This window comes from Fredinandcohnia quinoae (genome assembly GCF_022427965.1).
GTDB classification, from domain to species: Bacteria; Bacillota; Bacilli; order Bacillales; family Bacillaceae_L; genus Ferdinandcohnia; species Ferdinandcohnia quinoae.
Genome location: NZ_JAKTTI010000033.1, coordinates 1 through 23,683, shown reverse-complemented (window position 1 = coordinate 23,683; position 23,683 = coordinate 1). Strand labels below are relative to the sequence as shown.

The 23,683-nt window shown below is 36.5% G+C and carries 30 protein-coding genes and 1 riboswitch; of the genes, 10 read left to right on the top strand and 20 right to left on the bottom strand.

The window, feature by feature from the left end; all coding sequences use genetic code 11:
* The first annotated feature begins 7 nt into the window (after nt 1-7).
* The 4 genes from MJG50_RS17285 to MJG50_RS17270 all read left to right on the top strand — a co-directional run bounded on the left by MJG50_RS17285 (nt 8) and on the right by MJG50_RS17270 (nt 2,665).
* The gene (locus MJG50_RS17285; protein WP_240257010.1) at nt 8-217 is read left to right on the top strand and encodes a YheE family protein; all 210 of its coding nucleotides are present in this window, start codon (nt 8-10) and stop codon (nt 215-217) included.
* Nucleotides 218-283: 66 nt separating this feature from the next.
* Complete coding sequence (locus tag MJG50_RS17280; protein ID WP_240257009.1) at nt 284-469, top strand: hypothetical protein; 186 nt, start codon at nt 284-286, stop codon at nt 467-469.
* A 72-nt stretch (nt 470-541) separates the two neighbouring features.
* Entirely contained in the window at nt 542-1,450 is a 909-nt protein-coding gene (locus MJG50_RS17275; RefSeq protein ID WP_240257008.1) for a PucR family transcriptional regulator, read from the top strand.
* Nucleotides 1,451-1,564: 114 nt separating this feature from the next.
* The gene (locus MJG50_RS17270) at nt 1,565-2,665 is read left to right on the top strand and encodes an ABC transporter ATP-binding protein (protein WP_240257007.1); all 1,101 of its coding nucleotides are present in this window, start codon (nt 1,565-1,567) and stop codon (nt 2,663-2,665) included.
* A gap of 39 nt (nt 2,666-2,704) precedes the next feature.
* On the opposite strand, the gene MJG50_RS17265 is transcribed toward MJG50_RS17270, so the two are convergent.
* The gene (locus tag MJG50_RS17265; protein ID WP_240257006.1) at nt 2,705-2,947 is read right to left on the bottom strand and encodes a hypothetical protein; all 243 of its coding nucleotides are present in this window, start codon (nt 2,945-2,947) and stop codon (nt 2,705-2,707) included.
* 269 nt (nt 2,948-3,216) lie between these two features.
* Between MJG50_RS17265 and MJG50_RS17260 the strand changes: the two genes are divergently transcribed.
* From MJG50_RS17260 to MJG50_RS17250, 3 genes are all read left to right on the top strand, one after another.
* Nucleotides 3,217-3,417: an alpha/beta-type small acid-soluble spore protein gene (locus MJG50_RS17260; protein WP_240257005.1), complete on the top strand. Its 201-nt coding sequence runs from the start codon at nt 3,217-3,219 to the stop codon at nt 3,415-3,417.
* A 148-nt stretch (nt 3,418-3,565) separates the two neighbouring features.
* Nucleotides 3,566-3,745, top strand: a complete 180-nt coding sequence (locus MJG50_RS17255; protein ID WP_240257004.1) for a YozQ family protein — start codon at nt 3,566-3,568, stop codon at nt 3,743-3,745.
* On the top strand, nt 3,729-4,118 hold the full coding sequence (locus MJG50_RS17250; RefSeq protein WP_240257003.1) for a hypothetical protein: 390 nt from the start codon (nt 3,729-3,731) through the stop codon (nt 4,116-4,118). Before MJG50_RS17255 ends, MJG50_RS17250 begins: the two co-directional genes overlap by 17 nt.
* Nucleotides 4,119-4,171: 53 nt before the next feature.
* Here the strand turns inward: MJG50_RS17250 and MJG50_RS17245 are convergent, their stop codons facing one another.
* Nucleotides 4,172-5,440 carry a hemolysin family protein gene (locus MJG50_RS17245; RefSeq protein WP_240257002.1) on the bottom strand — a complete coding sequence of 423 codons (1,269 nt, stop codon included), beginning with the start codon at nt 5,438-5,440 and terminating at the stop codon, nt 4,172-4,174.
* Nucleotides 5,441-5,626: 186 nt separating this feature from the next.
* Between MJG50_RS17245 and MJG50_RS17240 the strand changes: the two genes are divergently transcribed.
* On the top strand, nt 5,627-6,013 hold the full coding sequence (locus MJG50_RS17240; RefSeq protein WP_240257001.1) for a globin domain-containing protein: 387 nt from the start codon (nt 5,627-5,629) through the stop codon (nt 6,011-6,013).
* A gap of 283 nt (nt 6,014-6,296) precedes the next feature.
* Here MJG50_RS17240 and MJG50_RS17235 read toward each other — a convergent pair whose 3' ends face one another.
* The 18 genes from MJG50_RS17235 to hpaB all read right to left on the bottom strand — a co-directional run bounded on the left by MJG50_RS17235 (nt 6,297) and on the right by hpaB (nt 21,652).
* Nucleotides 6,297-7,313 carry a thiazole biosynthesis adenylyltransferase ThiF gene (locus tag MJG50_RS17235; RefSeq protein WP_240257000.1) on the bottom strand — a complete coding sequence of 339 codons (1,017 nt, stop codon included), beginning with the start codon at nt 7,311-7,313 and terminating at the stop codon, nt 6,297-6,299.
* A complete protein-coding gene (locus tag MJG50_RS17230; RefSeq protein ID WP_240256999.1) occupies nt 7,310-8,077 on the bottom strand; it encodes a thiazole synthase in 768 nt (255 codons plus the stop codon). Before MJG50_RS17230 ends, MJG50_RS17235 begins: the two co-directional genes overlap by 4 nt.
* 1 nt (nt 8,078) lies before the next feature.
* Nucleotides 8,079-8,282, bottom strand: coding sequence for a sulfur carrier protein ThiS (thiS, locus tag MJG50_RS17225; RefSeq protein WP_240256998.1), 204 nt, complete (start codon nt 8,280-8,282; stop codon nt 8,079-8,081).
* Between the two features lie 25 nt (nt 8,283-8,307).
* Nucleotides 8,308-9,420: a glycine oxidase ThiO gene (thiO, locus tag MJG50_RS17220; protein ID WP_240256997.1), complete on the bottom strand. Its 1,113-nt coding sequence runs from the start codon at nt 9,418-9,420 to the stop codon at nt 8,308-8,310.
* Nucleotides 9,420-10,034 (bottom strand): thiazole tautomerase TenI, encoded by a 615-nt coding sequence (tenI, locus tag MJG50_RS17215; RefSeq protein WP_240256996.1) that lies wholly within the window; start codon nt 10,032-10,034, stop codon nt 9,420-9,422. The genes thiO and tenI overlap by 1 nt, the downstream gene beginning before the upstream one ends.
* A 20-nt stretch (nt 10,035-10,054) precedes the next feature.
* On the bottom strand, nt 10,055-10,834 hold the full coding sequence (locus tag MJG50_RS17210; protein ID WP_240256995.1) for an energy-coupling factor transporter transmembrane component T family protein: 780 nt from the start codon (nt 10,832-10,834) through the stop codon (nt 10,055-10,057).
* Between the two features lie 12 nt (nt 10,835-10,846).
* Nucleotides 10,847-12,307 (bottom strand): ABC transporter ATP-binding protein, encoded by a 1,461-nt coding sequence (locus tag MJG50_RS17205; protein ID WP_240256993.1) that lies wholly within the window; start codon nt 12,305-12,307, stop codon nt 10,847-10,849.
* A 12-nt stretch (nt 12,308-12,319) separates the two neighbouring features.
* Nucleotides 12,320-12,901 (bottom strand): ECF transporter S component, encoded by a 582-nt coding sequence (locus MJG50_RS17200; protein WP_240256992.1) that lies wholly within the window; start codon nt 12,899-12,901, stop codon nt 12,320-12,322.
* Between the two features lie 26 nt (nt 12,902-12,927).
* Complete coding sequence (gene tenA, locus MJG50_RS17195; protein ID WP_240256991.1) at nt 12,928-13,614, bottom strand: thiaminase II; 687 nt, start codon at nt 13,612-13,614, stop codon at nt 12,928-12,930.
* A gap of 351 nt (nt 13,615-13,965) precedes the next feature.
* A riboswitch (TPP riboswitch) is annotated at nt 13,966-14,081 on the bottom strand.
* 72 nt (nt 14,082-14,153) lie between these two features.
* A complete protein-coding gene (locus MJG50_RS17190) occupies nt 14,154-14,468 on the bottom strand; it encodes a YbjQ family protein (protein ID WP_240256990.1) in 315 nt (104 codons plus the stop codon).
* Nucleotides 14,449-14,655 carry a hypothetical protein gene (locus MJG50_RS17185; protein ID WP_240256989.1) on the bottom strand — a complete coding sequence of 69 codons (207 nt, stop codon included), beginning with the start codon at nt 14,653-14,655 and terminating at the stop codon, nt 14,449-14,451. Before MJG50_RS17185 ends, MJG50_RS17190 begins: the two co-directional genes overlap by 20 nt.
* A gap of 6 nt (nt 14,656-14,661) precedes the next feature.
* Nucleotides 14,662-14,859: a sigma-Y antisigma factor component gene (locus tag MJG50_RS17180; RefSeq protein WP_240256988.1), complete on the bottom strand. Its 198-nt coding sequence runs from the start codon at nt 14,857-14,859 to the stop codon at nt 14,662-14,664.
* Complete coding sequence (locus MJG50_RS17175) at nt 14,856-15,209, bottom strand: YxlC family protein (protein ID WP_240256987.1); 354 nt, start codon at nt 15,207-15,209, stop codon at nt 14,856-14,858. Before MJG50_RS17175 ends, MJG50_RS17180 begins: the two co-directional genes overlap by 4 nt.
* Nucleotides 15,163-15,726, bottom strand: a complete 564-nt coding sequence (gene sigY, locus MJG50_RS17170; protein WP_240256986.1) for an RNA polymerase sigma factor SigY — start codon at nt 15,724-15,726, stop codon at nt 15,163-15,165. The genes MJG50_RS17175 and sigY overlap by 47 nt, the downstream gene beginning before the upstream one ends.
* Before the next feature lie 158 nt (nt 15,727-15,884).
* Nucleotides 15,885-17,417, bottom strand: a complete 1,533-nt coding sequence (gene floT, locus MJG50_RS17165; protein WP_240256985.1) for a flotillin lipid rafts scaffold protein FloT — start codon at nt 17,415-17,417, stop codon at nt 15,885-15,887.
* 18 nt (nt 17,418-17,435) lie between these two features.
* Complete coding sequence (locus MJG50_RS17160; protein WP_240256984.1) at nt 17,436-17,957, bottom strand: NfeD family protein; 522 nt, start codon at nt 17,955-17,957, stop codon at nt 17,436-17,438.
* Between the two features lie 149 nt (nt 17,958-18,106).
* On the bottom strand, nt 18,107-20,116 hold the full coding sequence (locus MJG50_RS17155; RefSeq protein ID WP_240256983.1) for a transglycosylase domain-containing protein: 2,010 nt from the start codon (nt 20,114-20,116) through the stop codon (nt 18,107-18,109).
* 90 nt (nt 20,117-20,206) lie between these two features.
* Nucleotides 20,207-21,652, bottom strand: coding sequence for a 4-hydroxyphenylacetate 3-monooxygenase, oxygenase component (gene hpaB / locus MJG50_RS17150; RefSeq protein WP_240256982.1), 1,446 nt, complete (start codon nt 21,650-21,652; stop codon nt 20,207-20,209).
* Between the two features lie 306 nt (nt 21,653-21,958).
* Between hpaB and MJG50_RS17145 the strand changes: the two genes are divergently transcribed.
* Nucleotides 21,959-22,579 carry a DUF47 domain-containing protein gene (locus MJG50_RS17145; protein ID WP_240256981.1) on the top strand — a complete coding sequence of 207 codons (621 nt, stop codon included), beginning with the start codon at nt 21,959-21,961 and terminating at the stop codon, nt 22,577-22,579.
* 18 nt (nt 22,580-22,597) lie between these two features.
* Nucleotides 22,598-23,596: an inorganic phosphate transporter gene (locus MJG50_RS17140; protein ID WP_240256980.1), complete on the top strand. Its 999-nt coding sequence runs from the start codon at nt 22,598-22,600 to the stop codon at nt 23,594-23,596.
* Nucleotides 23,597-23,683: the final 87 nt, after the last annotated feature.

The window sequence follows — 23,683 nt, the reverse complement described above, 5'->3', positions numbered from 1 at the left end:
GCAAGGTATGATCTCACACTTTCAATGGAAACCATTATTTAAAAGCAATAAGATACCAGGATGGACGATTTCTTTTTATCATAATGGGATGAAATATCATGGAACTTATAATAAGGATGGCAGTATCAATTGGAATGGTGAAACTCCAGCCACAGATTCATTAGAAGATATTATCACACAAATTCATGAATTAATGCTTTTTCACGTGTACGAGTAACTCAAAACATGGATTATTTTTCATTCTCCTTCACAAACTAAGCTATATTTGAAAGGAGGACTATTTATGAGTGAAAAAGAGAAAGCACGTGAAGATTTAAAATATGAAGGAAAAGATGAAGTGTTTATGGATGTTGATCGTATGATCAATGAAGGCTTATCTGGAGGGAGCGTCCATCGATATGGAGATTCCCCTAATATAGAAGAGGCCCGCGATCTTACCCCCGAAGAACCCCCACATGAAATAGATTAATAAGCGATATCTCCTTCTGATATAATGGAAGGAGATTTTTAATTTCGGATACTTTAGAGGGGACAGGCAATGATGATTGAAAACTTAAAGAAATTTTATAAAGATGCATTAATTACTGCTAATACTCCTGAACAAATGGACAAGTTCATATGGTTTATTTCTGAAAAAGGTTCTTTTTTTGGAATTGACATAAAGGTCATTACTTCGCAAGAGATTAAGCTATTGTCATCACTCTTTACGCGATTTGATTCTCAACAAGCAGAAATGACTGATATTCAAGCTTCTTGGTACAATTTTTTATATCTTAATGTAGACTCCTTACTTTCATCTAATCATTCCTTTACTCAGAGTCAATTTATTCTATTTCAAGCAAGCAGACCTATATCTGATAGGTCTGAATTTCAAGTTGCCTTAGAAGCATTAATGCCATGTGAAATTATATTATTATGGGAAAATGATATGAATGGTGTAGTGATCGCGGTTAATAGTGGTGAGCTAATAGAAGATGTGGGCTATGACGAGATAATTGCTACACTAACAAGTGATTTTTATGTAGATATTCATCTATTTATTGGGCGTTATCATCCTATCAATCATTTACTTCCTAATGAATTCTCTTGGGAGAAAAAATGTTTTGAAAAAGCTCTACTATATCTACATAAACAAAAAGTGTCAAGACTCCATGATGTGATTCCTTTTATGATTCTTGAGAATATTGATCATAGTCTTAAAGACCGAGTTAAAAATGTGATTCTTCAGGAGCTGCAAGACGATCATGAGCTAGTAGAGACAATTAAAGTTTTTTTAGAAAGTGACTTAAATGTATCAAATGCATCTAAAAAGCTCTATATGCATCGAAATAGTCTCCAGTACCGAATTGATAAATTTATTGAAAAGACGGGTATTGATATTAAACATTTTCAAGGAGCAGTTACGACTTATTTGGCGATTCTTAGTCTTGAACATTTTTCTGATTCGTAGACTTGCACAAAACCTCCAGTTCACTTTGTGCACATTACACATTTACCATTCTGGACATGATGGATTAAACTAATAACAGATAGAAAACGATTACATTTTTCAGGAGGTAAGAAAATGGCTGAGTTAAAATTAGAAAATATTTATAAAGTATATGATAACAAGGTTACAGCTGTTGAGGATTTCAATCTTCATATTAAGGATAAGGAATTTATCGTATTTGTAGGACCATCTGGTTGCGGTAAATCTACTACTCTTCGTATGATTGCTGGACTTGAGGAAATTTCAAAAGGTGATTTCTATATTGATGAAAAACGTGTAAATGATGTTGCTCCAAAAGACCGTGACATCGCAATGGTATTCCAAAACTATGCGCTTTACCCACATATGAACGTATATGATAATATGGCTTTTGGTCTTAAGCTTCGTAAAACTCCTAAAGAAGAAATTAAGCGTCGTGTAAATGAAGCTGCTAAAATTCTAGGACTAGAAGAATACTTAGACCGTAAACCAAAGGCTCTATCCGGTGGTCAACGTCAACGTGTTGCATTAGGTCGTGCAATTGTTCGTGACGCAAAAGTATTCTTAATGGATGAACCTTTATCAAACCTTGATGCAAAGCTTCGTGTAGCAATGCGTGCGGAAATTACAAAGCTTCACCAACGTCTACAAACAACTACAATCTATGTAACACATGACCAAACTGAAGCAATGACGATGGCTACTCGCTTAGTTGTTATGAAAGATGGTATTATTCAACAAGTTGGTACACCGAAAGAAGTATATGATAATCCTGATAATGTATTCGTTGCAGGCTTCCTTGGATCACCAGCAATGAACTTCTTCCACGGCACATTAAAAGAAGATTCAATTTCATTAGGAGATGTTTCCGTTTCTGTTCCTGAAGGAAAAATGAAGCTACTTCGTGATAAAGGCTATGTTGGTAAGGAAGTTATTCTAGGAATTCGCCCTGAAGATATTCATGATGAGCCTGTTTTCATTGAAGCATCTCAAGGTACTAAGGTTACAGCATCAATCGAAGTAGCTGAATTAATGGGTGCTGAAACAATGCTTTATTCTCAAGTAAGTGGTCAGGAATTTGTTGCTCGTGTTGATTCACGTACAGATATTAAACCTGGTCAAACATTAGAACTTGCATTCGATATGAATAAGGTACATTTCTTCGATGCTGAAACTGATTTAAGAATTAGAGGTTAATAAAATCTTCTTAAAAAGTCGCCATTTTGGCGACTTTTATTATTCCTTAATCAGTCTTACTTCCCCATTCTTGCATGTAGAACAATAAAATAAATGAGCGCACTCATGTTGACTTAGTGTTGAAGCATAGCCATCACTTTTTTTCATATCATCTATCTCCATGTATGCACTATAATCATCAAAGTAATCGATGATTCGACCTGTATCCTCTAAATGATTACCACATTGATCACATGTAAAATTTATGTTTCTTAATCCATTACAGAGCGGACAAATATTCATATTTTTTCTCCCCTATTACATATTAATATTAGTTTAAGAAAAAATTTGAGCACTATCCTCGTTTTTTTTTAGGAATTAATTGCCACATACATTTTCGAATAGTACATACGAAAAAGCTCCATAATAGTTAGTACAAACACAGTAACATTTCAACAAGGGGCAAGTAAATTATAAATAAACGGGTTAGCCTAGAGGCTAAGGATACCCTTATCTGGTGCAATTCCAGAATGACCCACCAAAACAATCAAAGTTTAAGGAGATGAAAGGATATGGCAAGTAACAACAGTAACCAATTACTAGTAGCAGGTGCTCAGCAAGCGATCGACCAAATGAAGTATGAAATCGCTTCAGAATTTGGAGTAAACTTAGGTGCCGACACTACATCTCGTGCAAACGGATCTGTTGGTGGAGAAATTACAAAGCGTTTAGTTTCTTTCGCTCAGCAATCTATGGGCGGTCAATCACATTAATAAAAATTAAATATTTTGGCTAAGGGGCACCCTTATAGGGTGCCTCTTATTTATAGTTAGCGATATACCAAGTTTTGTCTTGATTGATAATTTGGTTTACTTGAAATACTAAAAGTGAATAAACAATGAGAAAGAGGAGTGTTTTTTTATGAAGGAAAATAACAATAAACAAGCCAATAATCTAGCTGGTAGACATTACAAAGCTGAGGATTATCAAAAAAATGATCAAGTTTCTTCTGGATTGGCCACAACACATGAACAAGTAAGTGATGCATATATGGAAGGTGAGATTAAGGCCGGGATTGATAATAATGAGCGAGCTGAATGAACGAATAAAGACGGTAACCACTAAGATACAAGGAAGATTAGAAAATGCCTCGCAAGTAGTTCTAGCAAAGGTGAATGAGTTCTTTCAAAAACCTTCTATATCACTAGAGGAACTTGCTTCTTTTATTTCTTCTCATCCAGATACAGGATGTGAAACGAAGGAGTTCCTTGGATTCCAATACAGTTTTTATCAACTGAATATTGAGGATCTTACTTTTTATTTAGAAACAAAAGGACAGCAAGGAGAATATATTCTTGATTTAACAGTCTCTGATCAGTTAAAAACACTATTTGAATATCATTCATTCGATAAAAAACACGCCCAAGATACAAAATTACACATACCTGATGCTATAAAAACCATCGTTCACTAACTCACTTTAATTAGAAAAGAGGAAAGCCGCTGGCTATCCTCTTTTCTAATTATTTATTCAGACTCGGTCAACATTGGTCTATTGACCTCCACCTTAACTTTTCGGATTCGGCGATTTTCAACTTCTGTTACAGTTATCGTTAAGTGCAAGTAATCCAGTGAATCACCTGCTATTGGAATTTTTTCAAAGGATTCAAAGATCCATCCACCTAATGTATGATAGGAGCTTTCTGGTTCTTCAATTTCCATAAATTCAGCAAACTCATCGAGTGGCATTTCCGCATGTATTTCATAAAGTTTTTCATCTATTTGGGTAATATTCTTAACCTTCTCATCGTGTTCATCCCAAATTTCTCCAACGATTTCCTCTAGAATATCTTCTAGTGTAATGATACCAGAGGTCCCACCAAACTCATCAACAACGATAGCAAGATGTGTCTTACTCTTTTGCAATTCGGGCAACAAGGTTGAAATCTTCATCGATTCAACAACAAAAAAAGGTTTTCGAAGTAATGTACGAATATTCACTTCCTTTTGTTGAACAAGATGACTTAAAAATTCTCGTTCAGATAAAACACCGATTATATTATCGATATTATCTTCATATACAGGTACTCTTGAAAAGCGTTCTTCTAATAATAGATCACGTATATGTTCAATTGAATCATTTACCTCAACTGCAACCATGTCAATCCTTGGAGTTAAAATTTCCCCAACCAAAATATCATTAAAGTCTAAAGAACGATGTACTAATTCTCTCTCTTTAGTATCTATGACTCCTTCTTCTTCACTCAAGTCCAGCATCACCTTTATTTCTTCTTCGGTAAATGATGGAGAATCATCCTTATTTTTAATAAACCTTGATGCTAAAGATTTGAGTAAACCAAATAAGAACGTAATTGGTGTTAAAATTTTCATTAAAGTAAATAGTACTCCAGAAACTAATAAGGAAAAGGATTCAGCATTTTCTTTTGCAAAAGATTTTGGTAATACTTCGCCAAATACTAAAATTAGTATCGTCATAACTACAGTACTAATGACCAGTCCAGTGTTTCCACCAAAAATATCATTCGCAACTTTTGCAGAAATGGATGCAGCAGCAATGTTTACAATATTATTACCAACTAGTATAGTTGAAAGTGCATTATCAAAATGCTCAGTAATGTAAAAGGCCTTTTTACTTCCTCTGCGCTTTTCATCAACGTAGTTTTTAAGTCTGATTCGATTCACACTTGAAAAGGCAGTTTCCGTTGCGGAAAAGAATGCTGATAATAAAATTAAAAACACTAACAAAATAATGGTACTCAGTGGCAAATCGTCCAAGAGACATTCACACTCCTATTTTTTTAGAAAAGTTCACTATTTTTAGTAAATAGATAGTTTTATAATAGCAAACATTTTCTAAAATGAAAATCATTGAGTGTCTATGTGTGATTTTAATCACTTTGTGTAGTTTTTAGTATTGATATAGTATTTATATTATAAATATAATGATGGTGGTGTGTTTTAATGGAAAATCTAAGTTTACAGTCCCTGTATGAACAAATTGGCGGTGCTGAAACAATCGAAAAATTGGTGAATACATTTTACCCTAAGGTATATGCCGATCCAGATTTAATTCCATTATTTGAAGGCGATATTGAAGAGATCAAACGGAAACAACGAATGTTCCTAACTCAATTTTTAGGAGGGCCTACACTTTATAGTAATGAATTTGGAGCTCCTGCAATGAGGATGCGACATCTTCCATTTGAGATTACACCAACTCGCGGTCTAGCTTGGTTACGGTGTATGAAGGAAGCATTTGAGGAAATTGAACTCACCGGTCCTATTGCCGATGCGTTTTACGCACGTCTTCAACAAGTTGCTGGAATAATGGTTAATACGGAGGAATAAAGGAAAGCGCAAGGGCCTTGAGCTAGACAGAAAAAAGACTCATCGCTTAATTGATGAGTCTTTCTCACGTCTTTTTAAGATTCGATAAAGATTGTACCGATGAAAAAGATAATAACTAAAACAGATGCAATATTAAATGTAACTGATAATTCTTCCATATGTATCCCCTCCAAAATTGTAGCCTTTTTAATATAAGACTACCACTTGAAGGGCTTTGAGCATTGTATACTTTTTGTCCATGGTGTGAATTTTTTTTGAACTTTTTTTGTAGTTATGAAGCCATTCATCCTAAATATCGATGATAGAGTGATTTTGCTACGGATATATCCTTCGTTCCATGGACCAATACTCGGCCATCCTTAAAAATAACCATCCTATGTTCACTCACTGTAAAAGAGAGTAAGTATGGATTTTTATCAACCTTCCCTTGTGCAGATAAAATTTCAGCCAACTCATCAAGATCACGCTCCATCCGTTCAGCAGGTCGAATTTGAACAGATTCTCTTCCGCATAACACTGCTGACTTCGTTTGATTTTCATATGACAAATACGGATAGGAGCGATCTGTTCCACAAGATAAACAGCTTTTCTTTTTTACCTTATCAACATTTATTGCAGTATGTTGATTTTTCCACAGATCAAAGGAAACTAGTTTGCCACGCAATGCATCAAAATCTTCCACTAAAATTTTCAGTGCCTCCGTTATCTGATAAGCAACAACCATTTGAACAGCAGGGCTTATAATCCCAGCTGTGTCACATGTTAAGCCGCCCATGGGTACTGTTTCTAATAAGCAGTTTAAGCAAGGTGTCTTCCCAGGTAAAATTGTATAACTTATCCCATAACTTCCTACACATGCACCATAAATCCATGGGATATTATATTTTTGTGATGTGTCGTTTAGCAACATCCGAATATCAAAATTATCCGTAGCGTCAATCATCAGATCAACACCTTGAATGAGCTGCTCTATTTCCTCAACAGATACATCCATAATATGTGCATGAATATCAACCTCAGAATTCACCTGTTTTAAACGCTCTTTTGCTGCAATTGCTTTTGGCAACCTTTTAACTGCATCTGACTCAACATAAAGCTGCTGCCGCTGAAGATTACTCCATTCGACATAATCACGATCTACAATCGTTACCTTTCCAATCCCTGCTCGTACAAGACCTTCAGCACTACCTGTTCCAAGAGCACCAGCACCAATAATTAACACATGCTTACTTCGTATTTTTACTTGTCCATCTACTCCAATTGGAGCAAATATCTCTTGTCGAGAATATCGTTCACTCAACCAATGCTCATCCCTTCCATAGGACTGCTTGCACTTGCATACTGTTTCTTAGGTATCCTACCCGCTTCATAGCCTAATCGTCCCGCTTCAATCGCTAGCTTCATCGCCTTCGCCATTTTGACTGGATCATTCGCTCCTGAAATAGCTGTATTCAGCAACACACCATCAGCACCAAGCTCCATTGCTATTGCAGCATCTGATGGTGCACCGATACCAGCGTCGACAATTACAGGTACCTTCGATTGTTCAATTATAAAGCGAAGATTGACAGGATTAATAATCCCTTGACCCGAACCAATTGGTGAAGCGCCAGGCATTATCGCGTGACATCCTAATTCTTCCAATCTCTTTGCAAGCAGAACATCATCTGAAGTATATGGTAACACAATAAAACCCTCTTTTAATAGCTCTTCAGATGCTTTTAATGTTTCAATTGGATCCGGTAATAATGTTTTTTGACAGCCAATTACTTCGACCTTTATCATATCGCATAAACCTGATGCTCTTGCAAGCTTTGCTATCCTTATAGCTTCTTCAGCAGTACTTGCTCCAGCTGTATTTGGGAGTAATTTGTAATTATTTAAATTTAGCTTTTCTAAAAAATTTGGTTGGTTCGCTTCAAATATATTCATTCGTCGGACAGCAAATGTTAAGATTTCCGCACCAGAAACCTCAACAGCTTCCTTTTGAATATCAAAATTTGGGTATTTCCCTGTTCCGAGAAGTAATCTAGATGAAAACTCATATGTCCCTATTTTTAACATCTCATCCGCCCCCTACAAAATGTACGATCTCTATTCGATCCCCATCAGAAAGTTGAGTATCTTGATGGTTAACTTTTTCTAAAATAACTCCATTGACCTCAACAATGACAACCTTTTGCTTCAAATCAAAATGCTCCAACAAACCGGTAACATTTCTGATTTGATTGGGAATATCTATTTTGTCACTATTAATTATTAATTGCATTCAACACACTTCCTTCAAGAATTAATTATTTTGGTAATCGATTAAGACCAAAAGCCTGTAATTCGGGAACTACGTTTCCAATAACAAGTTCTGCGACTAACTCGCCAGTTACAGGTGATAGTAATATTCCATTTCGAAAGTGCCCAGCAGCAATGAACAATCCTTTATAACCGGAGTGTTCTCCAAGGAATGGTAACCCATCCCCAGTTTGGGGTCGAATCCCTGCCCATGCCTTTTCCCACTCAGCATCGACTATTGAAGGTATAATCTTTTTTGCTCGTTCTAACAAAATCGAAATTCCGTCAAGACTTACTGTTTCATCAAACGTATTTTCCTTCATTGTCGCACCTACAATGATTCTGCCTTGAGATTTAGGAACGAGATAACAACCGTGAGAAAAAATCGTTTTCTCAAGTAGTGTTCGATGTGATTTAACGGAAAAACATTCACCCTTCACAGGTAAAATATCGAAACCAACACCTAATTCGCTTACTATCTTGCCACTCCAGGCACCACCTGCAATAATGACATTTTCAGCAAAAAATCCCCCTTCATTTGTAATGACTCCCTGAATCTGATTCGCCTTATCATTAATCGAAAAAACCTCAGTAAACTCCTTTATTTCCGCACCAAGCTTCAAAGCGGAATAAGCAAATGCAGCTGTCAGACGATACGGGGAGACATGCCCATCATTTGGGATATACATTCCCCCTCTAATTTCCTCCGAAAGAGTGGGTTCATCCTTTCGCAATACATCCCCATCTAGCCATTCCGCTATTTCTCCTGCTTGACGATGAATCTGAATAATCCGTTTATACTCATGCTCCTGATCTTCTGAAAAAGCTATTTTATACATTCCCTTATTTACTAGTTCAATATCAATACCACTGATTTCCTTTAATTCTTCTGCAAGATGTACGAACATGGCTCTACTTCTTCTTGCCAATTGAAAAAGTGGACCATTATTTTCTAACTCCGCTTGCGCCCCAAGCATTCCAGCAGCAGCACCTGATGATTTACTAGCAAGTCGGTTCTTTTCGAGTAAAAGAACCTTCATTCCCCTTTTTGTTAAATTAAAAGCAATAGCTGCACCATTCACTCCACCGCCGACAATAATTGCATCATAGCTCCTTTTCATTACTTACTTCCCCCTTCTAATTCACAAGCATATTCCTTCACAGCTTGTAAGGGATTATTCGCTTCCAGCACACCAGACATAATAGCAATACCAGAAGCACCTGCCTGAATGACATCTCTTACATGATTTGGTTTTATCCCACCAATTGCAATAATCGGTAGACTCGTATTTTTAGAGATTGTAGCTAATTCCACAATACCCTTTGGTTCTAATCCTGGTTTTGAAGTCGTCGTAAATATATGTCCAAATAATCCAAAATCAGCACCCGACTCATATGCAGACTTTACTTCCTGATTGGAATGTGTCGATTTTCCAACCTTTAATCGTGGAAAGAATTGCTTTACTACTTTAACATCTAAACTGTGATAGGCTAATTGAACCCCTGAAATTCCTTGAATAACTGCTACATCAACACGGTCATTCACGATAATCTTTGATAATGGAACACCCTTTACAGTCAATAAATCGATTACTTCAGATAGTTGCCTCGCATTTAAGTGCTTTTCTCTTATATGAAAATAATCTGCATATTCATGAATTTGACCAGCTATTTTCACAAATTTTTCAATTGATTGCTTACCTGTGGAGATGATATGCAGCTCTTTTTTTGCCATTCTCAATACTCCCACTCCCTTTAATGAAAATATGGGAAAAATACCGATACATAATACCCAAGTGTTAACATAATTCCGAAGTATAACAAGAATGTGATGTCATGTTTGGAAAATCCGATTTGATAAAAATAAGTTCTTGTTGCGTAATCAGAGAATCTTTTCGCCTCCATCGCTACTGCGATACGGTGGGCACGCCTAATGCTTTGTGATAGTAGTGGGATTGAATATGCTTTGAGCTTAAAATATATCGATCTTATTCCCCGTTGACCTTCAACTCCACGAACCTTCATCGCATATTGAATCGTCTGAAACTCTTCCATCATAATCGGAATTAGACGTAGGCCAGCCATAAAACTATAAGCATACTTTGGTTTTAGCTTTACTTGCTGCATTAGCGAATAAAAGAGATAGACTGGTCTCGTTGTTAATGCAAACATTAAACCTAAGCTTGCAAAAATGACAGCACGCAAGCCAACAAGTAACCCTTTTTGGAAACCTTCCTCTGTAATTCTGATAAGCCCCCACTCAAACCATGTCATGTCCCCTTTTCCAAACAGTATCATCGATGTTGAAGTTGAAATAAAAACTAAAAAAAATGGAAAAGAGAGTAAAAGTACCCTTCCTATTGGCTGCCCTGTAAAACCCCAATATAAGACGAGAACAGTAAGGGTAATATTCATTGTTAAATTTAGATCATCAATAAAAAATAGACTGGCACATAAACCTACTAACACTAATAACTTCAGGGTTGGATTTATTGAATGAAGCCATGTTTCTTTACTTGTAAAATCGAAATGCATTAATTTCCTCCATCATATACTTATACTTTCACTTTTTTTATAATCCATTGTGACCTTCTGATCCGAAAGAATTTCCCCATTACTAATTGTCCATACTCTTGTAGCAAAATACTTCTCAATATTTTCATCATGGGTAACCATTAAAATCGTACTTAAATTTTGACGAAACTCTTCAAGCAACTCTAATAGAGCAAACGTATTTTTTGAATCTTGACCAAAAGTCGGCTCATCAAGTAAAAGTAATCTTTGACCTCTAACGATAGAGGCAGCCACACTAAGCCTTCTTTTTTGCCCCATGGAAAGTTGAAAGGGATGCTTATCTTGATGGTTTAAAAGGTGAAACATGTGAAGGAAATACTGTACCTTCATTTGAATCTCTTGCTCTCTTTTGTTACCTAATCGTAATGAGAAAGCAATCTCCTCAAATACAGAGTTTGTTACAAATTGAAACTCTGGATTCTGAAAAACAAATGTCATCAAATCGGAGATTTTTTTTCCGTTCTTTATGATTTTCCCATTAAGCTTATAGACGCCAGATGTTTTAATGAATTGCATGAGCGAATGCAATAATGTGCTTTTTCCCGCCCCATTCTCACCCTTAATTACAATCCACTCTCCAGGATAGATTCGGATATTTTCAACATAGATTTTCTTTTGTTTTTTCCTATATCCCGTAAAATTAGAGAGTTGGAGAAGTGGCTCGGTATCCTGGATAATTTGCAAATTACCTTTATGAACTCCCTCGGTGTACTCTTCCCAAACACCGGGGTACCAAATTCCTTGGCTTTTAAAATTCTCCTTATATTGGGATAAAATATCTTCCTTTCGTCCATCAGCAATAATCTGACCAATTTCATTAAAGAGAATAATTCGATCAATAAACTCTAAAACATGGTCAATCTTATGCTCAACAACAATAATGGTTTTATCACTACCAACTTTTTTAAAAATCTCCCAAATTTCCTTTGTACCTTTAGGGTCAAGCATCGCAGTTGGTTCATCTAAAAATAACACCTCTGGTTCAAGCGCCAACACAGACGCAATCGCCAATCGTTGTTTCATTCCTCCTGATAATGTCTGGATATTCATGTGAATATCTTCAAGCTGTAAGCCAACCTGTTCTAAATGTTGCTTAATCCGGCCATTCATCTGTTCTCTTGGTATTTGTAGATTTTCAAGTACAAATGCGATTTCCTCATCTACATATGGCATGCAAAATTGTGTATCAGGATCCTGAAAAACATAGCCCCATGATTGGGGTACTTTAATCCCTTCTGCCTTCATTGGCACTTCAACTGAATGTGGAATTAGTCCACTTAATACTTGAAGCAATGTAGATTTTCCACATCCTGAAGGACCTAGAATAAGTACCTTTTCACCTTTTTCAAAAGAACAGGATAAGTCCTTAAATAATAAGGACTTTTCCCCTGGAAATTTTAATCTGACGTTCTTTACATATATGTTTGAATCCATAGCAATCATCCTTTATTGATCAAGAGCATCATAATCACTCTTTGATGCTGGGCGCACAAGATTTGTAACTCCTGTCGCTTCTAAAATTTTGACCAGGTAATATGCGAACACCCCTGCAAAAAGGACTGAGCCTATCAACCTAGCCGTCATGAACAACATCAAGTTCCATGCAGCAAGACCTCCTATTTCTCCATAGGCAAAATCCATAATGATCGAGCCAACACATGAACCGATAGCAGCTAAGACAACTACACTAGCACTATACCTTTTATAACGAAACGCCATAAATACTAGCTCTGCAAAAAGCCCTTGGATCACTCCGTATAAAAGTACGGTTAAGCCAAATGGTGAGCCTAAGATGAATTCCCCAGATGCAGCTGCTATTTCGGCAATTAATGCAACACCAGGCTTCCGAATGATAAGGTAGGCAACCGTTGCTGCGATAAACCACATTCCATATATTAGTTGGTCAGCATGTAGGCCAATCGGCTTTACTACATAATACAAAGAACCCCATAAAATATAGACAATCCCAAATGCAATCGCGATTACAATCGTAACTAATATATCTGTTAGTTTTAAGCCTTTTTTCATCAACTAAACTCCTATTCTCTTATCATTTACCAAGCTTCTATTCCCTGTTGCTGAACCGGCCATTTTTCTAAACGGAAGGCCATTTCCCAAAAAGAGTACTCATATTGGCTACTGATGATAAAATGCTCCTTCATTCGATCCCTATCTTCTTCCGTTACTTTTTCAGCAAGTTCATCAATTCGTGCAATTTGTTCCTCTACTAAGACTCTGAACCAATCCCCACCATATGCAGCAATCCACTCTTGATAGATTGGCTCATCTGGTGTACATCCTTGAAGCTTTTCGCCGATTTCATAATAAAGCCAATAACAAGGTAGAAGTGCAGCAACAATATCACCAAGATGTCCCGAATACGCGGCTCTGTATAGATGTGATGTATACGCATAAGCAGTAGGTGCCGGCTTAAAATTTTCCTGTTCCTCTTTTGTGATTCCGAGTCTCTTTGAGAAGTTTTCGTGAAGTGATAATTCAGCCTCCGATGTACCTTGAGCATGAATTGCAAATCGGTTTGTAGTATGTAAATCTGATGCCTTGGCTGCTCCTAATGCTTGGACACGTGCAAAGTGAGAAAGATAATACGCATCCTGGAGTACATAATAACGAAAGCTTTCAAGTGACAGTGTCCCATCACCAATTCCTTTTACAAATGGATGCTGAAAGCTTGCTTCCCAAATGTGATCTGCTTCTTTACGGATTTCCTGTGAAAATTTCATACGAACTACCTCCTGTTTTTTTAATTAAATCAAATGTGCCTTGCCGTATTTGCGCCCAGATTTTTTCGAGCTTGCTCGAAAAGCTTCCTTTAAAAATCTGAGGCATCCGCCGGAGGCTTTGGGCCCACACGATGTGGGTCACTCAGACGTTGCCACAGGATGTGGCGTTCTTAGTCTGAGTTCCTTAATTTCAGTCAGGGTTTGAACCCACACTGAATTGGAAACTGATTTGCATTCATCTCACCACTTATTGAAGTGGGAGACTTCTGCTGAATAAAGGTAAATACAAAAAACCACCTTCTCTACATAGCGCAAAGAAGGTGGTTGTAATTGGCAATACAAAAAAAAGTATAGACCCTACGTCCACTTCCCTACGCTGGTATAATCCAGATCAGGTTCTAAGGGTCTTAAGGTTTCATACATAACCTCAATCTCAGCCTTTCTTAAAGGCACCCCTAGTGGTATATCGTAAAACTTATTAAATTGTATTCGATACCTATACTAACATGATTAAAATTGTTGTCAACCAAACTTTCGAACTATTCAACATATACTGCTGTACCATAAGCAATAATCTCAGAAGCATTTTGCATGACCGCTGAAGATTGAAGTCTCATACAAATAATTGCATTTGCCCCTTTTGATTTGGCATCCTCAACCATTCGGTGAATCGCCTTTTGACGGGCCTCATCCATCATTTCGGTGTAGTCAGTTATTTCGCCACCAACTATTGTCTTTAGCCCTGCCATAATGTCTCTACCGATATTTTTGGATTGTACGGTATTTCCCTTAACAAAGCCTTTTAGTTCTCTAATTTCCATACCTGGTACTGTTTCAGTAGTCACGATAATCATTCTGATCATCCTCCCGTTTTTCTTTTATTCTTTCCCGAATTAATAATACAAATAAAAGTATAATAGCAATGATGTAGCATACATAAAAAAGGAGAGCTGCTTTAAGATTAACAAAAAGAAAGATAATCCCAATTATTTGTCCAACTGTTGCGACCATCATAACAATATATTTCGCCTTATTCTTCATAAATTCCTACCTGCTTTTCGATTGAAAAATTCTTCTTGCAAAAATAAGATAAAAAATAGTAGGCATTGGTGCCTGAATTAATCCTAATATTCCCCAAAACCAATAATTATGGCCATTTTTTCTGGCATTCAAAAATAGCCATAGGCTCTGAATCATCAGAATGATTGCTGCTAATATGATGATTATGATTTCATGGTCGGTCATGTCCGCATCACCCGTTTTTTATATTGGAAATACACATAGACAGGCAGGCTAATGCTTGCTACTCCTTGAACGATAAAAAACGCAATCGGTACTTGAAGCAACGCGGTCAGTAGACCACTCATAATGAGTAAAGCAATTAGGATAAATGAAAGCAACTCACGGACGAATTTTTTCTTTTGTCTTTGCTGTTCTGCGATTACCAAATGCTCAAACACTTGTAAATCAGGAGTGAACACCTGATAATGATCATCAATCTTTGAAAGGGCATCCTTTATTTCTTGAATAGATTCAAAGTCTTCCTGCTCATGTTCTTGTTTGTTTTTTAGTAGAATTAGCTTGTTTTTCTTCATCGGACTTCAACTCCTTTCTTACTGATTGAATACCATTATGAATGCGAGATTTAACAGTACCTAATGCTATTTGCAACATATCAGCAATTTCCTCGTATGAATAGCCATAATAATGCTTTAAGACAATGGGTATTCGAATTTCATTTGAAAGCATTCCAAGTGCAACCATTACATCATTCCATTCCTCGGTACGGCTCTCAAACTGCCATTTCATTTTCCGTAGTGCCTGTTCCTGCAGCTGATAATTTTGTTCACGTTTCTTCCTTCGAAGATTATCTATATACAAATTAGTTGCAATCGTTATAAGCCAAGAGGAGAATTTTGATTTTCCGTTATATAGCTTGATCTTTTCAATACTTTTCATCATTGTTTCTTGCGCTAAATCTTCCGCTATATCTGGATTCATTGTGATCTTTATTAAATACTTCACTAAAAAAGGATAATGCTCCTTAAAAAGCATCGCAAACGCGAGCGAATCACCCCGCTTTGCACTCTTTATTAAATCCTTATCATCCATGCAATAAACTCTCCCCTGAGCAAAAATAAATAGACTTTCCACCTATTTTATCTAAGTTTCAGTAATAATACGAATAAGGTTATAAAAAAGTTCAGTAGTAAATAAATTTTTTCACATAAAAAAACCAATAACCATAGCTTGGTTATTGGCTTTTTAACTTATTCTTTATCCTCAGCTTTCACTTTTTTCGCTTGAACGAGTTCCTCTGTCAAGCTATCAATGCTGCTTCTAACATTGCCTTTGCCTGATAGATTTTCCATTAGTTCCTTTACGTCAATTCCTGATGTTGCTTTTAATGATTCCTGAAGGGTTGACATTAAATTCGTTGCATAGCTAGTAACTTTATTGGCACCGCCGTTTTCACCACTGCTTCCAGTATCAACAACTGTAATTTTATCAATATTCGATAATGGTGCAGCCACTTCTTTCGCATATTCAGGTAGCATTTTAATAACCATATCGAGGATAGCAGCCTTGCCGTATTGCTCGAATGCTTCGGCAATTTTTTCCTTCGCTTCTGCTTCTGCAAGACCTTTTAGACGAATTACATCTGCTTCCGATTCCCCTTGTGCACGTTGTGAATCAGCTTTTGCCATACCATCTAAGCGAACTTTTTCAGCTTCAGCTTTTGCCATTGCTTCAATTCGATATTTATTTGCATCCGCTTCTGCAAGCTGTTTTGCTTTGTCTGCTTCTGCTGCTTGAACAACTGCATAGCGGTCTGCATCAGCTTTCTTTTTAACTTCAGAATCATATTGTTTCTCACGACGAAGAATCTCTTTTTCTTCTAATTCGATTTGTTTCTGTCTTTCAATAATTTGAATTTGCATTTGCTGTTCAGTTACTTCTTGCTTCGCTCTAGCTTCTTCTAGATGATACGCTTGGTCAGCACGAGCTTTTGCAATATCTTGCTCTCTGCGGTATTCAGCCATTTTAAGTTGATTAATTTTTTCAGCTTCAGCAACTTCAGTAGCACGTTCTAGTTCCGCGGTTTGAGCATCCTTATCTGCTTCTGCACGTTTAATACGTGTTTCTTTGTCTGCCTCAGCAGTTGCAATATCAGCATCACGTTTTACTTGAGCAATTCTAGGCTTACCTAATGAATCTAAATATCCATTCTTATCGCGTACATCTTTAATTGTAAATGACACGATTATGAGACCCATTTTTGCTAAGTCCTGAGACGCAACTCGTTGAACCTCTTGCGAAAATTTATCACGATTTTTATAAATCTCTTCAACCGTCATGGAACCAAGGATTGAACGGAGATGACCTTCCAACACTTCTCTCGCTTCGTTTTCACGATCTTCTTTTCTTTTTCCTAAAAATTGTTCTGCAGCTGTCGCAATTTGATTAATAGAACTACCAATCTTAATGATTGCTGTACCATCTGCCATAACTGGTACACCTTGCTCTGTGTAAACCTCAGGAGTTGAGACATCTAGTTTACTAGATAGGAGACTGAGTGGTTCTGCTTGTTGAAAGACAGGTAGTACAAAAGTACCGCCACCACGGACAATTTTTATCCGATTTCCTGATTCATCAACATGAACACTTTTTCCACCTAAATAGCTACCTGTTACGATAAGTGCTTCATCAGGTCCTGCAGTTCTGTACTTTGTGATAAATACACCTAGTAGAGCAAGTATTAAAAATGCTACAATTCCTACTACAATCCAAATCATATCCATTCATGTTTCCCCCTTAAATTAATTTAAACTACTATATGGTAAAACGTATAATACGCTTTCCTTCACATCGATTACGAGCACTTTTTCATCATAGGGAACAGGCTCATTTTTATAACTTTTTGCCGGCATTGCAATCGTTCCACTGATTCCGTCAATGACTACTTCACCAAACCCATCAACAGGAATAGATGTAATCACTTTCCCGACTCTCCCTTTCAAATCCTCTTCCCTGAATGTAATTGATTCCTCAGCAGAGGAAAGGGGTATTAAAACAAATACATTAAGTAAAGTAACTAAAATTAGGGCTAATACGAGAGAAATACTTAAGATAATAAAACTATTCAATGTTAGTATCTTTTCAAAGATATACCCTGATGCGCTCAAAAATGTGAGGAATGAAAACACTAGTGTTGGACTAAAACTTTCAGGAAATATCCCTTCTAAAACATCCCCAAAAAGTATAAGAAGAAGGGTACATATACCACTTACAACTAATCCGAAAAGATAAATCGTCTGGATATCATATCCGAATAATTCCATAGCATTCCTTCAACCTCCTTTATGAAAAATTCAAAACATTCCAAGTATATATTAAGTATAACGTTATATTTACATTTACGATACAAATGATTGAAAGGTTTCATTTTTTTGTAAAAAAAAAGCACCTCAGAACGAGGCAACTAACATTTTTAATCATCATGATGTTTTTTCTTTTTTTCTTTCCACTTATGCTTCCCTTTGTCTTTATTCTTGCCTTGCTTTTTACCGTGATCTTCATATTTGTTCTTATCATTATTTTTCTTCTTCTGAGTGTAGGGTTGTTGGTAGACTGGTAGATTAAATGAACTAACTGGTGTATTAGATAAAGCCTGCTCTATGATTTCTTTAAAGATAAATGCAGCTGTCGCTCCGCTAGTTGTTGTTAGGTAATGGTCTTTATCGGTATTGTCATATCCTAACCAAATCGCACCGACTAACTCAGGTGTATAACCTACCATCCATTGATCCTTCGTCCCACCAATTCCTTCAATCGGAAGCTGAGTTGAACCTGTCTTTCCTGCGAGTTCACGTCCATTGATTTTGGCATTTTTACCCGTACCATGGTCAATAACCCCTTTTAACATAAAGGTTATTCTGTTCGCGACATCCGGGGAAGTTACTACTTCGGGTTCTTCCTTCCATTCTGCAATTATAGTACCCTTTGAATCAATGATTTTAGTAATCGCGTGTGCTTTTGTCTTCTTTCCTCCATTTGGAAATGTTGTATATGCCTCAGCCATGTGAATCGGGGCTACTCCCGTGTCTAAGCCACCTAATGCAAGGCTTAAATTATGGTCTTTTTCAGTAATAGGAAGACCGAATCGTTCGATTGAATCGATCCCTGCTGATAATCCGATTTTATTAAGAAGCCAAACAGCCGGGACATTATCAGAATTCGTTAATGCGTCATAAATTGTTTCACTGCCTTTATATCTACCAGTCACATTTGCCGGTTGATAACCATTAAAATCCATGGGTTGATCAGGGATAACATCATAAATACTATAGCCTTTCTCCAATGCAGGTGTATAGACAGCAAGTGGCTTGATTGAAGAACCCGGTTGTCTCTTTAATTGTGTCGCATGATTGAATCCACGAAAAACATGCTTACCTCTGCCACCAACTAGTGCATTTATCCCACCTGTTTTTGGATCTATTAAAATAGCACCACTTTGTAGAAGCTGATCTTCTGTACTTGCAGGGAATAAGCCTTTGTCACTAGCGAATACATTTTCAATTGATGTTTGCATATGAGAATCAAGCTCTGTATATATTTGAAGACCACCATTAAGTACCTCGTTTTGCGTTAAATGATACTTGGTGATTGCTTCATCAATTATATGGTCAATATAATGAGGATACTTTCCTTCATATGGATCAATCTGTCTTCCTTTGAATGTCATTTCTTGTGCTTTTGCTACCTTTACATCCTGTTTATTGAGAAAACCATTTGCCTCCATCTTTTCAAGTACCAGGTCTCTTCTTTCAAACGCTAAATCAAGATTTTTCAAAGGATTCATTTTTGACGGTGCTTTAATTAATCCTGCTAAAATAGCACCTTCACTAACCGTTAACTCCTTAACATCCTTTCCAAAATAAACAAGTGCTGCATTTTTAATCCCCCATGCACCTTCTCCAAAATAAATTTGGTTTACGTACATTTCGAGAATTTTTTCTTTAGAAAACGTGCGTTCAATTTTTTGAGCAATAAAAAATTCATCTATTTTTCGGTCAAGCGTTTGTTCCTGGGTGAGCAAGACATTCTTGGTTAGTTGCTGGGTAATAGTGCTGCCACCCTCTACGATACCACCCGCTTTAATGTTTCGGAATAGAGCACGAAAGATACCGACATAATCGACCCCTGGATGTTCATAAAAACGGTGATCCTCAATAGCGATTACTGCATTAATGACATGATCTGGAATTTGATCAAAGCTAACCCCATCAATTTTTGGACCAGGAACTTTACTCGCAATTTCACCATTTTTATCATAAATAATGGTTGGTTGTGGAAGTGGATGATGTAATGAACTAACATCTCTTGAGTTAATGTACATATTGATTCCAATGATTGTTACTAAAATAAAAGATAAAATAAGTAAGATCGCAATTTTTAATTTTCCTGTTTGCCGAAAGTTTTTTCTGATTCTTTGTCTCATATGAAATCCTCCAAATGAGTTTTTCGAGTTATCTGTACCAAAAAGATTCAATACATATAGTCATTCGAAGGGTCTCCACTCTTTTGGGGGTTATTTCATTTCTTTTAAAAAATCATGTATTCGGTTGGTAAGTGCTTTGCGCTCATAGCCTCGATATAGATTACTTGCAAGTCTTACAGGGTCACCAAAGAAAAAGCGCTCATACAAGATTTGTCTTGAACCAAAGGCACTTAGACAAATATCCCATGCAAGTCGAAATAACTTAACTCTATCAATCGCACTTGCATTTGCTGCTTGGAGATACGTATGGAGATCACTTCCCTTGTCAGATAGAAAGTCTTTTTCCGTAGGAATGGAAACAAGTCCACTAGCTCCTAACAATTGTAGGATTTCAGTGAAGCGAGGATACATTCGCGGAAAAAGGTTAATTGCACTATAGAGAGGATGTTGTTCCGGTACCATTGTTCCCCATTTGTCTATTTTCGCGTTCACTTCTGAGGCTATTAACAATGCTTTTAATGTTTCTAAACCGACGATTATTTCACTTATTTTCTCTTGAACATGCTGGTATTCACTTATATTAATCGTGTCCACAATTAGCTGAGCTACACCAAGCAAGCTTTCAATTTTTATTACTTGTCTTGAAACGACTTGATGGAGAATAAGTGGGTAGAAGCTCGTTTCAGTGTACAATTTATTGACACATTCAATACTTTCATATAAAAATACTCTTTCCCATGGTACAAGAACATGATCAAAAACGATAATCGTATCCATTTCTTCAAATCTTGAACCAAGTGGATGGTTAAATGTTGAATTACTATATACAAAGGATTCACGACAAAGAAAGGTCAACCCTTTTGTATTACTTGGAATTGAAAATGCATAGGCAAAATCCTTACTGTACAAATTACCTCCAGAGGGGAAGACGATTAATTCATCGGTGATTCCACCTTGTGTAGCTAATAACCTCGCACCATGAACGATAATTCCATCCTTGTTTTTATCAATTACCTTTGCTGCAATAATTTTTTCCCCATCTTCAAAATGTAATTGGGATCGGTTTGTTTGAGGATTAATAAATGTGTGTGTGAAGGAGTAGTCGTTTTCACTGGCTTCTTCATAAAACCTCGTTATATTATTTGCAAATTGGGGGTGACTTGATGAGAATACCTCTGCACCTGCATAAACTGCCATTAGTGCAGTATTCATATAATCAGGAGAACGCCCCATCATTCCGAGATTTATTCTCGCCCACTCACTAGTCATAAGTCGACGTTTTTCTAAATCCTCCTTTGTTTTCGGTTCTAAGAAAGATGTGCCAATCCTATTATCTGTCGTAGGTGATTTAAATGTCATGATTTCACTTTTAGCATGTTCACTCTGAAGGTCATATAACCTTGCCTGACTCTTCATCACCCCGCTAAAGGCATTGTGTTCCGATATCATTCCCTTAACTTGCTCACCATCGATCCACACATCTGCCTCCAACGCATTAATTCTATCTATATACTCCTGCCCTGTAATAATTCCCAATTCCGCACCTCCATAATTCTAATACAGTAATTTATGCACGAATCATTTTCACAGTGTAGGTCCTACTTCAGAAATCCCTTTAATCCACACACCGTACAAATTGAGGTCTGGAACCAAATGATTTTCACATATTTCATAACTATAAGGGCAATGTATTAGTAGGGATTATATGGGAATCTTTATTAACATATAAATGAAATGTTACGTTTTTGTAAATTTAGGACAAAATTATTGTAAATTCGACAAAAATAAATAAAAATAGATAGGTACTATTATTTTATTTTAATTATTGGAGGAACAACTACTATGTTCACAAATAAGAAAAAAGACCCTTTTTTCGAAATGCTATCAGCAATTTCAGCGAATGTGAAAGACGCTGCTGATTACTTTGTACAGTATAAAATAAAAAATGTTAGTGACTTAAAGGAATTTTCTGTCGAAATGAAAAGATACGAAAATAAAGGTGACGACATCATTCATGAATTAATTGTTGCACTTAATAAGTCATTTATTACACCGATTGAAAGAGAAGATATTCTCGAATTAGCTATGAAAATGGACGATGTTCTTGATGGGATGGAACAATGTGTTGCAAGATTTGAAATGTATTCATTTACTGAAACAGACGAATATATGACAACCTATGCAGATTACATACATAAATGTTCAATTGAGATTTACGAAGCAATTGAATTGCTTTCAAGTAAGAAACTACTTGATATGAGAAAACATACAATAAAAATTAATGAATATGAGTCAAATTGTGATGAACTACTAAGGGTTTCAATTAAACAATTATTTGCTAAAGAAAAGGATCCAATCAAAATTATTCAATTAAAGGAACTCTACGAGATTCTTGAAGAGATTTCAGACTTCTGTGAAGATGTTGCTGATACACTCGAAACGATAATCATGCGTAATGCATAAGAGGAGAATCTAAGTGGAATGGACACATTTTTAATATTAACAATACTAATCGTTTTCTTTGCACTTGCATTTGACTTTATCAATGGGTTTCATGATACAGCAAACGCAATTGCAACAAGTGTTTCAACAAGAGCTCTCTCCCCACGAAGAGCGATTATTCTTGCCGCAACGATGAACTTCGTTGGTGCAATTACCTTTACAGGAGTAGCTAAGACGATTACAAAAGATATCGTGGACCCATTTGCAATCGATAATGGATCAGTCGTTATTTTAGCAGCACTTATTTCGGCAATCATTTGGAATCTAGTTACATGGTATTTTGGGATTCCGAGCAGCTCATCACACGCATTAATTGGTTCAATTGCAGGTGCAGCCATTTCTGCTGCTGGTTTTGGAATCCTTAATTATAAAGGGTTTATTAAAATCCTTGAAGCTCTAATACTTTCTCCATTTATCGCACTAGCAATTGGGTTCTTAATGATGACCTTATTTAAAAAGCTCTTTAAGAGAACAAGTCTTTATAAAACAAATAAAGGATTTCGGATATTTCAAATTTTCACTGCTGCCTTGCAATCATTTACCCATGGAACGAATGATGCCCAGAAAGCAATGGGTATCATCACAATGGCATTAATTGCGGGAGGCTTTACAACCTCTACTGATATCCCAATGTGGGTCCGATTAGCAGCTGCAACCGCAATGGGGCTTGGAACATCGATTGGTGGTTGGAAAATCATCAAAACAGTTGGTGGGAAAATTATGAAGATTCGCCCTGTAAATGGGGCAGCAGCTGACCTATCTTCTGCTTTAATCATATTTGGAGCAACTACCATTCATTTACCTGTAAGTACTACCCATGTTATTTCTTCAGCTATCATGGGTGTTGGATCTGCCCAACGTGTAAAAGGGGTTAAATGGGGGGTTGCTAGAAAAATTGTTCTTACTTGGGTTATTACCCTTCCAATTTCAGCAATAATGGCAGCACTCATCTATCAAATCATGAATTTATTCTTTTAAAAGAAAAAAATCCTAAGATACATGTCTTAGGATTCAGACTGTAGACAAACTCGAAGATTTTCGAGTTTGCCTACAGTTTTTTTTCAT